General features: G+C 68.0%; 10 protein-coding genes. 4 read left to right on the top strand and 6 right to left on the bottom strand.

From position 1 onward, the window contains the following. Positions 1-59: 59 nt before the first annotated feature. The 4 genes from O0J15_RS18305 to O0J15_RS18290 all read right to left on the bottom strand — a co-directional run bounded on the left by O0J15_RS18305 (position 60) and on the right by O0J15_RS18290 (position 5,847). Positions 60-881, bottom strand: coding sequence for an EamA family transporter (locus tag O0J15_RS18305; RefSeq protein WP_019660989.1), 822 nt, complete (start codon positions 879-881; stop codon positions 60-62). Positions 882-960: 79 nt separating this feature from the next. Further along, entirely contained in the window at positions 961-3,789 is a 2,829-nt protein-coding gene (locus O0J15_RS18300) for a valine--tRNA ligase (RefSeq protein ID WP_308306084.1), read from the bottom strand. A 71-nt stretch (positions 3,790-3,860) separates the two neighbouring features. Beyond that, a complete protein-coding gene (locus O0J15_RS18295; protein ID WP_019660991.1) occupies positions 3,861-4,286 on the bottom strand; it encodes a DNA polymerase III subunit chi in 426 nt (141 codons plus the stop codon). An 82-nt stretch (positions 4,287-4,368) separates the two neighbouring features. After that, entirely contained in the window at positions 4,369-5,847 is a 1,479-nt protein-coding gene (locus O0J15_RS18290) for a leucyl aminopeptidase (protein ID WP_021203467.1), read from the bottom strand. 104 nt (positions 5,848-5,951) lie between these two features. On the opposite strand from O0J15_RS18290, the gene lptF reads away from it, so the two are divergent. Then, positions 5,952-7,034: an LPS export ABC transporter permease LptF gene (gene lptF / locus O0J15_RS18285; protein ID WP_308306083.1), complete on the top strand. Its 1,083-nt coding sequence runs from the start codon at positions 5,952-5,954 to the stop codon at positions 7,032-7,034. Further along, the gene (gene lptG / locus O0J15_RS18280) at positions 7,031-8,137 is read left to right on the top strand and encodes an LPS export ABC transporter permease LptG (RefSeq protein ID WP_134735590.1); all 1,107 of its coding nucleotides are present in this window, start codon (positions 7,031-7,033) and stop codon (positions 8,135-8,137) included. The genes lptF and lptG overlap by 4 nt, the downstream gene beginning before the upstream one ends. 179 nt (positions 8,138-8,316) lie before the next feature. Here the strand turns inward: lptG and O0J15_RS18275 are convergent, their stop codons facing one another. After that, a complete protein-coding gene (locus O0J15_RS18275) occupies positions 8,317-8,808 on the bottom strand; it encodes an RDD family protein (protein WP_021203465.1) in 492 nt (163 codons plus the stop codon). 56 nt (positions 8,809-8,864) lie between these two features. On the opposite strand from O0J15_RS18275, the gene xerD reads away from it, so the two are divergent. Both xerD and O0J15_RS18265 read left to right on the top strand, forming a co-directional pair. Further along, complete coding sequence (gene xerD, locus O0J15_RS18270; RefSeq protein ID WP_021203464.1) at positions 8,865-9,842, top strand: site-specific tyrosine recombinase XerD; 978 nt, start codon at positions 8,865-8,867, stop codon at positions 9,840-9,842. 100 nt (positions 9,843-9,942) lie between these two features. Further along, on the top strand, positions 9,943-10,731 hold the full coding sequence (locus tag O0J15_RS18265; protein WP_308306082.1) for a DsbC family protein: 789 nt from the start codon (positions 9,943-9,945) through the stop codon (positions 10,729-10,731). Between the two features lie 119 nt (positions 10,732-10,850). Here the strand turns inward: O0J15_RS18265 and O0J15_RS18260 are convergent, their stop codons facing one another. After that, complete coding sequence (locus tag O0J15_RS18260; RefSeq protein WP_021203462.1) at positions 10,851-12,950, bottom strand: glycosyl hydrolase family 18 protein; 2,100 nt, start codon at positions 12,948-12,950, stop codon at positions 10,851-10,853. Between the last annotated feature and the right edge of the window lie 320 nt (positions 12,951-13,270).

The raw sequence follows: 13,270 nt of genomic DNA, 5'->3' as shown, positions 1-13,270 counted from the left end.
CCCCCCCCCCCCCCCCCCCCCACACCCCCACCCCCCCAACCTTGGTTGGCACGCTTCTCTCACGCCATCCGCAGTGCGAGCACGCCACCCACAATCAACGCCGCTGCCAGCCAGCGCGCACGCGGAATCCGCTCGCGCAGCACGAATACCGAGATCAGCAACGCGAACAGGATCGAGGATTCGCGCAGCGCCGAGACCATCGCCACCGGTGCCTGGGTCATGGCCCACAACGCCATCGCGTAGGAGGCGGTGGTGCCGACGCCACCGGCCAGGCCCAGTGGCCAATGCTGCCGCGCATAGTCCAATACCGCGCCGCCGCGGGTGTACAACGCCCACAGCGGCAGCGGAATGCCCGACAGCAGGAACAACCACAGCGTGTAGCTGAGCGCGCTGCCGGACTCGCGCGCGCCGTGCGCATCGACCAGGGTGTAGGTGGCGATCATCGCCGCAGTCAGCAGCGGCAGGCGCAGCTGGCCGCCACGTGCACCCAGTGCCATGCACAGGATGCCGGTGCTCACCAGCACCACGCCCAGCCACGCCGCCGGGGGTAGTTGCTCGCCCAGCAGGGAGCCCGCCAGTGCAACCAGGATCGGCGCGCTGCCACGCATCAGCGGATAGGCCAGGCTCATGTCGACCCGCTGGTAGCAGCGTGCGACCAGCCCGTAGTAGGTCACCTGCAGCAGTACGGATGCAGCCAGCCAGGGCCAGCTTTGCGCGGCCGGGAACGGCAGGAAGGGCAGGGCCGCCGCCGACAGCAGCGCAGCGCTGCCGGTCACCAGCACGGTGCCGAGGAACTTGTCCGGCCCGCGTTTGACGATTGCATTCCAGCTGGCATGCAGTGCCGCGGCGGCGAGGACCAGCAGGAAGATGGAAAGCGGCATCCGGTGATGATGCCATGCCGGGAAAATGTTCCGGGTTTGGTGGGTGCCAACCTTGGTTGGCACCCACCAGGGCGAGGTGTTACAGCTTCGCGCGCTGTTCGCGCAGGCCGGCCAGCTGGGTGTTCCAGTCGGCCAATCGCACGCGCTCCTGCTCGACCACCGCCGGTGGAACCTTGTCGGTGAACCTGGCCAGCTTGGTTTCGCTCTTTTCCTGCTCGCCTTCCACGCGCTTGATCTCCTTGTCCAGGCGTGCGCGCTCGGCGTCCAGATCGACCAGGCCTTCCAGCGGCACCAGCAGCTTCAGCTCGCCCACGATCGCGGCGGCGGCCGGCGGTGCGCTTTCGCCTTCGGCCAGCCACTGGATGCTGTCCAGCTTCAGCAGGAACGACAGCGAGGCGCTGAAGCGATCGATACGCACGCGGTCCTGCTCCAGCCCGGCCTGCAGGCGCAGCGGCACCAGCTTGGACGGCGCGACGTTCAGCTCACTGCGCACGCGGCGCACGGCACTGATCACCGCCTTCAGCCATTCCACGTCGGCCTCGGCCTGGGCGAAATCGCCTTCGAACTCGGCGGCGGTCGGGTACGGGCGCAGCGACAGCGTGGTTTCGGTCAGGCCCAGGCGCGGGGCCAGCTGCTGCCACAGCTGTTCGGTGATGAACGGCGTGAGCGGGTGCAGCAGGCGCAGCAGCGCTTCAAGCACGTACAGCAGGGTGTGGCGGGTGCTTTCGGCGTCGGCGGCGTCTGCACCGTTCAGTGCCGGCTTGCTCAGTTCCAGGAACCAGTCGCAGAACGCGTTCCAGGCGAACTCGTACAGGCACTGCGCCAGCAGGTCAAAGCGGTAGGCGGCGAAATGGCCCTGCGCTTCGGCGGTGGTGGCGGCCAGGCGCGCGAGGATCCAGCGCTCGGCATCGGTACGCGGCTTCGGCACGCCGGTGAACGCAGCGCCTTCGGTGTTCATCAGGGCGAAGCGGCTGGCGTTCCACAGCTTGTTGCAGAAGTTCTTGTAGCCCTCGGCGCGGTTCATGTCGAACTTGATGTCGCGGCCGTGGGTGGCCAGCGCGGCGATGGTGAAGCGCAGCGCATCGGCACCGTGGGCAGCAATGCCGTCCGGGAATTCCTTGCGGGTGGCCTTTTCGATCTTCTCCACCATCTTCGGCTGCATCAGGCCGCCGGTACGCTTGGCGACCAGGTCGTCGATGGTGATGCCGTCGATGATGTCCAGCGGGTCGAGCACGTTGCCCTTGCTCTTGGACATCTTCTGGCCCTGGCCGTCGCGGATCAGGCCGGTGAAGTAGACGTCCTTGAACGGGATCTTTCCGACCAGGTTGTCGGTGGCCATGATCATGCGCGCCACCCAGAAGAAGATGATGTCGAAGCCGGTGATCAGCACCGACGATGGCAGGTAGCGGTCGAAGCCGCGCTCGGCCATGGCCTGCTCATTCGGCCAGCCCAGGGTGGAGAACGGCCACAGCTGCGAGGAGAACCAGGTCTCCAGCACGTCGCTTTCCTGGTTCAGCACCACGTCGCTGCCGAGGTTGTTCTTGACGCGCACTTCCTCTTCGCTGCGACCGACATAGCAGCTGCCGGTGGCGGCATCGAACCACGCCGGGATGCGGTGGCCCCACCACAGCTGGCGGCTGATGCACCAGTCCTGGATGTTGTTCATCCAGTGGCGGTAGGTGTTGATCCAGTTCGGCGGCACGAAGGAGATCGAACCGTCCTCGACCAGTTCCAGGCCACGCTTGGCCAGGTCGTCCATCTTCACGAACCACTGGTCGGTCAGGTACGGCTCGATCACCTGGCCGGTACGGTCGCCGCGCGGCACCTGCAGCTTGTGCGCCTTTGTCTCGATCAGGATGCCCAGGTCTTCCAGTTCGGCCAGCACGGCCTTGCGCGCTTCATAGCGGTCCAGGCCCTGGAAGCGCTCCGGCGCGTTTTCGTTCAGCGCTGCCACCGGCGTGAACAGGTTGATCATCGGCAGGCTGTGGCGCACGCCCACTTCGTAGTCGTTGAAATCATGCGCCGGGGTGACCTTGACCACGCCGGTGCCGAACGCGCGGTCCACGTAATCATCGGCGATCACCGGCACGCGGCGGCCGGTCAACGGCAGCACCACGTTCCTGCCGATCAGGTGCGCGTAGCGTTCGTCTTCCGGGTGCACCATCACTGCGGTATCGCCCAGCAGGGTTTCCGGACGGGTGGTGGCGACGACCAGGTAGTCGCGGATTTCGCGCAGGGTTTCCACGCCATCGGCATCGCGCTCGACGTGCTCGTAGCTCAGGCCTTCATCCAACGTGTAGGCGATCGACCACAGGAAGCCGTCTTCCTCGGCACTCTCCACTTCCAGGTCGGAAATGGCGGTCTTCAGCACCGGGTCCCAGTTCACCAGGCGCTGGCCACGGTAGATCAGGCCCTGCTCGTACCAGCGCACGAAGGCTTCGTTGACCGCCGCCGACGGCTGCGGGTCCATGGTGAAGGTGCTGCGCGACCAGTCGGCGGAAGTGCCAAGTCGGCGCATCTGGCGCTCGATGGTGTCGCCGGACTGCTGCTTCCACTCCCAGACCTTGCCGATGAAGCCTTCGCGGCCCAGCGAATCGCGCGTCTCGCCCTTGCCCTCCAGCGCCAGATTGCGGCTGACCACCATTTCGGTCGCTATGCCGGCGTGGTCGGTACCGACCTGCCACAGCGTGTCGTAGCCGCGCATGCGGTGGTAGCGCACCAGCGCGTCCATCAGGGTCTGCTGGAACGCGTGGCCCATGTGCAGGGTGCCGGTCACGTTCGGCGGCGGCAGCAGGATGGTGTAGGGCTCGCCCTTGCCGGACGGCTTGAAGTGGCCGGCCTTCTCCCAGGCCTCGTAGAGGTCGGTCTCGAAGGACGTCGGGTCGTAGCTGGAGGCGAGTTGGGTCATGCGGGGGAACCAGGAGGTAATCGTTGAAGGATCAGGGCGCGGCGGCGGCCCATCAAGGGACCGGGGCGCGCTTACATGTCGTGCTTGTTCAAGTCGTAACCGGCGGCCTTGTACTGGCGCCAGCGTTCGCGCAGCGGTTCGCGCGCTTCCGGATCGGCCGGAACAACTTCCAGCACGCGCTCGCACTGGCCCAGCCAGGGCTCGTCGCGCAGGTTGATCACCAGCGGACGCACCGGTGCCTCGGTGCCGGGCACGGCGATCAGCACCAGGGCTTCTTCCTCGTCCATGTCTTCGCCGGCAATCTGGTGCGGGATGTAGGCATCGTTGTCGAACGCCCACAGCAGTTCGTCCAGCTCCTCGGCCTGGGCCTGGTCGCGGGCCAGTACCAGGGTGAACAGCCCGGCATCGTTGGCCTTGCGCGCCAGCTCGCAGACCAGGCGCAGGGGCTCGGTCAGGAAACGGGGCTTGGCGATCAGGTAGAAGTCGGCGCGGGGCATGGCAGGGTCCGGGTCAGGCAGGGTTCCGGCGGTGCCGGGCGAGGCCCGGGCCGGCGTCTGCCGGCCAGGGTCGGGTACGGCATCAGGCGCGGGCGGCCTGGTCCAGCAGCCACTGGCTCAGCAGGCCCACCGGGCGGCCGGTGGCCATGCCGCGCTTGCCTTCATCGCTGGCCACGCCGGCGATGTCCAGGTGGGCCCAGCGCTGGCCTTCGGCGAAGCGCGACAGGAAGCAGCCGGCGGTGATCGCACCGGCCCAGCGGCCGCCGATGTTGTAGACGTCGGCGAAGGTCGAATCCAGCATCGGCTGGTATTCGTCCCACAGCGGCAGGCGCCAGGCGCGGTCGAACACCTGCTCGCCGGCGGCCAGCAACTCGTTGGCCAGGTCGTCGTGCTTGCTCATCAGGCCGGCGGTCTGGTGGCCCAGGGCGACCATGCAGGCACCGGTCAGGGTGGCGACATCGACCAGCGCCGCCGGTTCGAAGCGCTGCGCGTAGGTCAGCGCATCGCACAGGATCAGGCGGCCTTCGGCGTCGGTGTTGCCCACTTCAATGGTTTTGCCCGACATCGAGGTGATCACGTCGGACGGGCGGTAGGCGTTGCCATCGATGGCGTTTTCAACGGCCGGCACCACCACCACGAGGTTCAGCGGCAGCTTGGCCTTGACCGCAGCGACGAAGGTGCCGATGACGTTGGCGCCACCGCACATGTCGTACTTCATTTCCTCGATGCCGCCCTGGGTCTTCAGGTTGACGCCACCGGTATCGAAGGTGATGCCCTTGCCGACCAGCACGTAGGGCTTGGCGTCGCCGCCATTGTTCCACTTCAGCACGACCAGGCGCGGGCGGTTGGCCGAGCCACGGGCCACGGCCAGCAGCGAGCCCATGCCCAGCGCTTCCATCTGGTGCTCGTCGAGGATCTCGGCTTCGGCACCGTCATGCTCGCCGGCGAACTTCACGCCCACCTCGGCCAGGTAGGCCGGGGTGCAGTAGTTCGGCGGCAGGTTGCCCAGCTCGCGGGCGAACTCGACACCGGCGGCGATGGCCTGGCCCTGGGCCAGGGCCTGCGCGTCGTCACCGGCGATGGCCAGCTGGGCCAGGCCGGCGTCGTCGGCCTTCTTCTTGCCCAGGGTGGCGGTGTAGCGGTAGGCGGCGTGATCGGCGGCGATCACCGCCTGGCGGATCGCCCAGGCCGCGTCGCGGTCCTTCACCGCCACTTCGGACAGGGTGAACAGTGCGCTGCGGGCAGCGCCGGCCTTCAAAGCACGCACGGCGTCGCCCACGGCCTTCAGGTACTGCGGCACGCCGAAGCGGGCGGCGTCGCCGAGGCCGACCACCAGCACGCGCGGCGCGCTCACGCCCGGCAGGTCGTGCAGCAGGGTGGTGGCGCCGGTCTTGCCGGACAGGTCGCCACGCTGGGCCAGGGCGGCCAGGCGGCCACCGCTGGCGGCATCCAGCGCCTGCGCGGCCGGGGTCAGGGTATGGTCGGCATACGCGCCGACCACCAGGCAATCAACGGTGGCGGCGGCCGGAGCAACGTGGTTCAGGGTGAATTCGAGGGCCATTGAGCAGATTCCATTGGCGAGTCCGTACAATCGCAGGCCGTTTACGCCCAGACAGTAGACTGGGCGGCACCGCGAACGAACCCCAGAGTTTAAACCACCGCCCCATGCTGAAGCTCGACCGATACCTGCTGGGCGATTTCGTCCAGAGTTTCCTGGCTACCCTGATCGTCCTGCTGGTGGTCAGCGTGGGCGGCGTGCTGGTGGACATCCTCGGCAACATCGCCGACGGGCGCCTGCCGGCCAAGCTGCTGTTCTCGCAGCTGGGCCTGCAGTTCATCGCCTACCTGCCTCTGATCCTGCCGCTGGCGCTGATGCTGGGCCTGCTGCTGGCCATCGCCCGCCTGTACCGCGACTCGGAGATGGCGGTCATCACCGCGATCGGGGTAGGCCCAAAGCGGCTGCTGCGGCCGCTGCTGATGCTGGTGGTGCCGGTGGTGCTGCTGGTCGGCGCCTGCTCGCTGTGGCTGGGCCCGTGGGCCGGCCGGGTGGCAGAGCAGATGGTCATCGAGGCCAACCGCAGCGTGCTGATGGCCGGCCTGGAGCCGGGCCGTTTCACGCCGCTGCCCAACGGCGGCGTGGTCTACCTGTCCTCGATCTCGCCCGACGGCACCCAGCTGGGCAAGGTGTTCCTGCAGCGGCAGAAGGATGATCGCCTGGAAGTGGTGTCGGCCGACAGTGGCCGCATGTACTTCGAGGGCACCCGCCAGCGCTTCCTGGAACTGGATGATGGCCACCAGGTGGAAGGGCCCGTGGCCGGTGGGCTCGACTACCGGCTGGCGACCTTCGCCCGCAATGACGTGGCCCTGCCCGACGGCGCACAGACCCGCACCGAGGACGACCCGGAACTGATGCCGACCCTGAAGCTGATCGGCGATGCGCGCCCGCAGGCGCAGGCGCAGCTGCACCGTCGCATCGCACCGCCGCTGATCGCGCTGGCGTTCGCCCTGCTGACCGTGCCGCTGGGCCGCAGTTCGCCGCGGCAGCAGCGCTATGGCCGCATGATGCTGGCCCTGATGGCCTACATGGTGGGTACCAACCTGATGTTCATCGGCAGTGGCTGGATTGCCAACGGCAAGATTCCGGCCGCGCTGGGCCTGTGGTGGTTGACGGTGCCGCTGCTGGCGCTGGCGATCTGGATGTATGCACGTGATGGCCGCCTGGGCCACCCGAAGGGAGCCCGCGCATGAGGCTGCGCCCGATGCGTTTCGACCTGTACCTGGGCCGGTCGGTGTTCACCACGGTGCTGCTGACCTGGGCGGTGCTGGTCGGCCTGGACGTGGTGATGGCCTTCTCCGGCGAGTTCAAGGACATCGGCAAGAACGGCTATACGCTGGGCCATGCCGCCGCCTGGGTGCTGTACACGGTGCCGCGCCGCGCCTACACGATGTTCCCCACGGCCGCGGTGATCGGCGCACTGATGGGCCTGGGCCAGCTGGCAGCGACCTCTGAACTGACCGCGCTGCGTGCACTGGGCCTGTCGCGCAAGCGCCTGAGCGTTTCGGTGGCGATCGCGCTGTCACTGCTGACCGCGGTGATGGTGCTCAGCGCCGAGACGCTGGGCCCCTGGGGCCAGGACCGCGCCGATGCGCTGAAGTCCAGCGCCAAGTGGGGCCGGGATATCGCGACCAGCCGCTACTCCGGCCTGTGGGCACGCGAAGGCGATACCTTCCTCAACGCGCAGAGCGGCGAGGAGCAGCTGGTCGGTGAAAAGGGCACCCGCCTGATCCTGCGCGACGTGCGTCTCTACCGCATTGCCGGGAACGGAGGGATCGCCTCGTTGACCCATGCCGCCACCGCCGAGCACGACAAGGACGGCTGGGTGCTGACCGGGGTGCGTCGCGACACCTTCGGCGAGCGTTCGGCGACCCGCCAGGAAGTGGCGCGCGAGCCGTGGAACTCGAATCTCGATGCGGCGGCACTGGCTACCGGCATCGCCAAGCCGCGCAACCTGAGCGTTGCCGAGCTGAGCACCAGCATTGCCTACCGCCAGCGCAACGGGCTGGATGCGCGCGATTTCGAGGATGTCTACTGGAGCCGCTGGTTCTACCCGGTGAACGTGCTGGCACTGTGCCTGGCGGCGGTGCCGTTCGCGTTTGGTTCGCTGCGCAGCGGCGGCATGGGCAAGCGCCTGTTCCTGGGCATCCTGTTCGCGCTGGGCTTCTGGCTGCTGCAGCTGTTCTTCGGGCGCATGGCCGGCGCGTTGAAGTTCGACTACCGCATTGCCTATGCGTTGCCGCCGATCGTGATGCTGGCGGTGTCAGGACTGCTGTTCCGGCGCAAGTCGGGCTGATTCTGGTAGCGCGGGGCCATGCCCGGCGCTACCGGGGCAATCCACCGCTTCGGCATCCGTGCCAGGACCACCAGCATCCCGGCCCAGCGTGCTGGATTCTGTAGAGCCGAGCCCATGCTCGGCTGCTTTTTGCGCACCGCCTGCCAGCCGAGCATGGGCTCGGCTCTACAGGTCGTGCATCACCGTTTCGGCATGCGCACCAGACGGGTGCCGCTGGCGCGGTCGTGCCAGGTCAGGCGTTGACGGTCGACCCACGCCCACCAGAATCCCAGCCCGCCCAGCAGCAGTGACAGCGTACCTACCGCAAAGCGCAGCCACAGCTGGTTGCGCCGCAGTGGCGTGCCATCGCTCGATTGCACTTTCAGCCGCCATGGACGCATGCCCAGCGTCTGTCCGCCGCGGCGCCAGCTGGCCGTGGCGTACCACCCCGTGATCGCCCAGCACACCGCCCACAGCAGCCACTGCCAGGCACTGAATGGCGCGATGTTCTCGCGTTGCGCGTGGCCGCTGAGGGTGTAGGCGAGGGTGAACAGCGTGCCGGCGAGCATCCACAGTGCCAGCACCGGCAGTGCGTCGTAGACCATTGCCAGCATGCGCCACAGCAACAATGCGCGCGGATGGGGCATTTCGGTAGCAGCGGCAGAGGCCGTGTCGGTGGCAGGCTGGGACATGCGTCGAGCATACGCAAAGCTGGCCGTGCCCGCAGTGGCCCCCGTATCCTGCACGCATGGCCCATGTTTCCACCCCCGCCGAACGCCGCCAGCTGGTCCAGCAACTGCCCGAACTGCGCGCCGACGACAGCGCGCGCATCCAGCGCTTCCTTGATGCGATCTGGGCCGAGAACGGCCTGGCCCGCGCCACCCTCGACAGCTACCGGCGCGATCTGGAAGGGCTGGCGCGCTGGATGGATGGGCGCGACGGTGGCCTGGCCGGCATCGAGCGCCCCGGACTGTTCGAGTATCTGGCCTGGCGCACCCGGCATGGCTGGTCGCCGCGCAGCAATGCGCGCCTGCTGTCGGCGTTGCGGGCGTTCTTCGCCGATGGCGTGCGCCGCGGCGAACGCAGCGAGGATCCCAGCGCGCTGCTCGACCCGCCGAAGTTGCCACGGCTGCTGCCCAAGGCGCTGGCCGAAAGCCAGATCGACGCGCTGCTGGCAGCGCCCGATACCGACAGCGCATTGGGCCTGCGCGATCGCGCCATGCTGGAACTGATGTACGCCGCCGGCCTGCGCGTGAGCGAGCTGGTGCTGCTGCCCGCGACTGCGGTCAACCTGCGCCAGGGCGTGCTGCGGGTCACCGGCAAGGGCAGCAAGGAACGGCTGGTGCCGTTGGGCGAGGAATCCCAGCACTGGCTGGAGCGCTACCTGCAGCACTCGCGGCCGCAGCTGGTCGGGAAGGGCAAGGTGCAGGCGCTGGCCGATGGGCAGACGCCGTTGTTCATCGAGCCGTCGCTGCATGCGCTGACCCGGCAGGCGTTCTGGCACCTGGTCAAGCGCCATGCGCAGGTGGCCGGCATCGACCCGGCGCGGATCAGCCCGCACGGCCTGCGCCACAGCTTCGCCACCCATCTGCTCAACCGTGGTGCCGACCTGCGCGCGTTGCAGATGCTGCTCGGCCACAGCTCGCTGTCCACCACCCAGATCTACACCCTGGTAGCGCGCGAGCACCTGCAGAAGCTGCACGCCCGCCACCATCCGCGCGGCTGAGCAGGCCCCTGAATCCCGGCCACAAACCATGGGCGGTGCCGCTGTCCGGTACCGCCGGCTGTGTCAGAATCCAGGGTCTTCTTCTGTCGCGGATCGTTCCATGCTCCGATTTGCCATCGCCGCCGTGTTCGGTGCGCTCAGCCTGACCGCCTGCGCCCAGCCGGCCTCGCCGGCCGCCAAGGCGCCTGCTGCTGCCGCTGCGGCCAAGGCCGCCCCCGCCGCCAACGCGTCGGCCGACCAGGCGGTACGTGCCGCGTTGACCGCGCTCAATCCCGGTTTCCAGGTGGATTACATCGGTGCCGCACCGTTCCCGGGCTTCCGTGAAGTGGTGGTCTCCGGCCAGCTCCTGTACGTGTCCGATGATGGCCGTTACCTGTTCCAGTCGCAGCCTTACGACACCCGTGCCAAGGGCCCGGCCAACAGCGAAGGCCTGCTCGGCTACCGCCGCGATCTGCTGGCCAAGGCCAACCATGGCGACCGCATCGTGTTTGCCGCACCGAACGCCAAGTACACCATCAGCGTGTTCACCGACATTGAATGCGGCTACTGCCGCAAGCTGCACCAGGACATCGCCGAGCTCAACCGCAACGGCATCTCCGTCGAGTACCTGGCATTCCCGCGCATGGGCCTTGGCAGCAAGGACTACACCGACATGATCTCGGTCTGGTGTGCGGCCGATCGCCGCCAGGCACTGACCAACGCCAAGCGCGGTGGCAGCGTGCCGGCAAAGAACTGCACCAACCCGGTGGCGATGCAGTACGCACTGGGCCAGCAGCTGGGCGTGAACGGCACGCCGGCGATCTTCGCGCCGGACGGCACCCAGCTGGGGGGCTACCTGCCGCCGGCACAGCTGCGTGCGGCGCTGGAAAAGCTGTCGGCCAAGCGCTGACGCGACCGACCTTGTTTCTGTAGAGCCGAGCCCATGCTCGGCTGATGTTTCCGCAGCCGAGCATGGGCTTGGCTCTACAGGTAGGAAGCCGGGGGCGCGCAGCACCCCCGGCTTTTTTCTTACTTCAGGCCATCACTGACCGCCTTGGTCAGCGTGCCCTGCGCATCGTCACCACTGAACTCCCAGACGAACGCGCCGCCCAGGCCCTGGGTCTTCACGTAGCCCATCTTGCGGGTGATGTTGGCCGGGGTGTCGAAGCTCCACAGCGTGCTGCCGTTGTAGATCCAGGTAGCACCTGCGGTGTTGTCGGTGTAGCCCGGCCACGCCAGGTTCTTCAGCACCTTCCAGTCTTCGATGCCGGCTTCATACGTGCCCGGGGCAGCGCCGGTCGCGGTCTGGTACAGGCCGTTGTTGGCGTTGGCCACACCGGTCCAGCCACGCCCGTAGTAGCCGATGCCCAGGTTGAGCTTGGCCGCGGGCACGCCGCGGCTGATGAAGGCCTCGATGGCGTCGTTGCTGTTGTACAGCTTCTGGTCGCCGGTGGACGGATCATTGGGCGAATCGAACAGCGCCGACTGGTGATTGGTCTTCGCATCCCACGCGCCGTGGAAGTCGTAGGTCATCACGTTGATATAGTCCAGGTACGGGTGGTACGCGGCCGGATCGGTGACGCGGATCTTGTCGATGCCGGCGCCCACCGCCACCGTCAGCAACAGGCCCGGACGCACCGCATCGAGCTGGCGGCGGAACTCGGCCATCAGCGCGGTGAAGTTGGCGTTGTCTTCCGGCTTGCCGCATTCGATGCCGCAGGCCACCGGGTATTCCCAGTCGATGTCGATGCCGTCGAACACCCCCAGCGCGGCACCGGCACCACCGGCACCGTCGGTCACTGGCAGATTGCCCTTGATGTACGCGTCGATGCACGAGGCGACGAAGGCCTGGCGGTTCTCCGGGCGCGCCGCGCTGGAGAAGCCGCGCGACCAGGTCCAGCCACCCAGCGAGATCAGTACCTTCAGGTTCGGGTACTTGGCCTTGAGCTGCTTGAGCTGGTTCCAGTTGCCGCGCAGCGGCTGGTCCCAGGTATCGGCGCTGCCGCTGACACTCTCGGCGGCACTGAAGGCCTTGGTGTAGTCGGCGAAAGCATCGCCACCGGCACCGCTGTTCGGATCCGAGGGTTGGGTGACGCCCACTTCGCAACGGTTGTTGCGCACGTTGCCGAACGCGTAGTTGATGTGGGTCAGGCGCGCGGCCGAACCGCTGCTGTCGATGTTCTTGACCCGGTAGTTGCGGCCGTAGATGCCCCACTGGGTGAAGTAACCGATGACCCGCTTGCCGGTGGTTCCGCCGTCGCCGGCCAGCGTGGTGGCGCTGATCTCGGTGCCCTGCGCTGAGGCATTGCCGGCATTGTCGCGGGCGCGTACGCGGTAGCGGTAGGTGGTGGATGCAGTCAACCCGCCATCGACGTAGCTGGCACTGGACGGTGAACCGACCAGGCTGCCGTTGCGGTACACGTCATAGCCGGCCACGCCGCTGCCACCGGTGTTGTCGGTGGACGGGCTCCAGCTGAGCGCGATGCTGTTGGCGGTACGGGTGCCGACCGCCAGCCCGCCCGGCACGCTCGGCGCGGTGGTGTCGCCGCTGGCGGCGTTGACGGTGATGGTGATGGTCGCCGTGCTGGTGGTGGCGTTGTTGTTGTCGGTGGCCACCGCGCGCAGGGTGTGGCTGCCGGCGCTGGCGTTGGCCCAGCTGGCCGCATACGGCGCACTGGTGGCCACGCCGAGCGTGCTGCCATCGCGGAAGAACTCGACCTTGGCGACGCTGCCGTCTGGATCACTGGCGGTGGCGGTCACGTTCACCGTGCTGCCGGCACTGAAGGTGGCACCGTTGGCCGGCGAGGTCAGGCTGACCACCGGCGGCTGGTTGGCGCCGCCGCCATCGCAGGCGCCGAGGTTGGTGTAGTAGGGCGCGCCGGCCGGATGGTCCGGCGGCGCGTTCCAGATGTCCTGGTTCGCCCGATAGAGGACGCCTCCTTTCTGCAGGGTATCGCCGGCCCGGTAGATCTTGGCCTGGTCCCATTCGGCCACCCCGGCACAGCTGGCGGCCTGCGCCAGGCCGGGCAGGACGGCGGCACCGGCGGCCAAGGCAAGCAGCCAGGCCAGGCGGCGGGGACGACAGCTTCGGGTCGAACGTTCGGCACTGCGCACAATCGGGTCGTACATGGGTAAGTCTCCGATCAAAGGGCGCGCGGGCCCCGATGGCGCCGCGCGTGACGCAGGTCCGGGCATCGCCGGGGAAGGCGACGGAGGGGCCGGACGGAGGGCACCTGGGAGGCCGGGGAGAGAGTCCGGCACCAGGTGGGGACAACGTTGTCATCAATTGCGTGGTCAATCCGTGAGCAAGCGCATGGTTCGGGGAATCGGGCGGAGAGCGCGCTGCGCGCGGTCGGCGGCCATCGGCGGAGCCCCTCGTGGCTGGGGCTTTCCGCGAACAGCGGATTTCTGGGGGTTGGGGGGGGGGGGGGGGGGGGGGGGGGGGGGGG

The sequence above is a fragment of the Stenotrophomonas sp. Sm10 genome, from assembly GCF_030985515.1.
Classification (GTDB): domain Bacteria; phylum Pseudomonadota; class Gammaproteobacteria; order Xanthomonadales; family Xanthomonadaceae; genus Stenotrophomonas; species Stenotrophomonas hibiscicola.
This window is presented reverse-complemented; position numbering and strand designations above follow the sequence as displayed.

Coding starts and splice junctions, on each gene's coding strand:
- O0J15_RS18305 (WP_019660989.1), bottom strand. CDS start 881: ATGCCGCTTTCCATCTTCCTGCTGGTCCTCGCCGCCGCGGCACTGCAT.
- O0J15_RS18300 (WP_308306084.1), bottom strand. CDS start 3,789: ATGACCCAACTCGCCTCCAGCTACGACCCGACGTCCTTCGAGACCGAC.
- O0J15_RS18295 (WP_019660991.1), bottom strand. CDS start 4,286: ATGCCCCGCGCCGACTTCTACCTGATCGCCAAGCCCCGTTTCCTGACC.
- O0J15_RS18290 (WP_021203467.1), bottom strand. CDS start 5,847: ATGGCCCTCGAATTCACCCTGAACCACGTTGCTCCGGCCGCCGCCACC.
- lptF (WP_308306083.1), top strand. CDS start 5,952: ATGCTGAAGCTCGACCGATACCTGCTGGGCGATTTCGTCCAGAGTTTC.
- lptG (WP_134735590.1), top strand. CDS start 7,031: ATGAGGCTGCGCCCGATGCGTTTCGACCTGTACCTGGGCCGGTCGGTG.
- O0J15_RS18275 (WP_021203465.1), bottom strand. CDS start 8,808: ATGTCCCAGCCTGCCACCGACACGGCCTCTGCCGCTGCTACCGAAATG.
- xerD (WP_021203464.1), top strand. CDS start 8,865: ATGGCCCATGTTTCCACCCCCGCCGAACGCCGCCAGCTGGTCCAGCAA.
- O0J15_RS18265 (WP_308306082.1), top strand. CDS start 9,943: ATGCTCCGATTTGCCATCGCCGCCGTGTTCGGTGCGCTCAGCCTGACC.
- O0J15_RS18260 (WP_021203462.1), bottom strand. CDS start 12,950: ATGTACGACCCGATTGTGCGCAGTGCCGAACGTTCGACCCGAAGCTGT.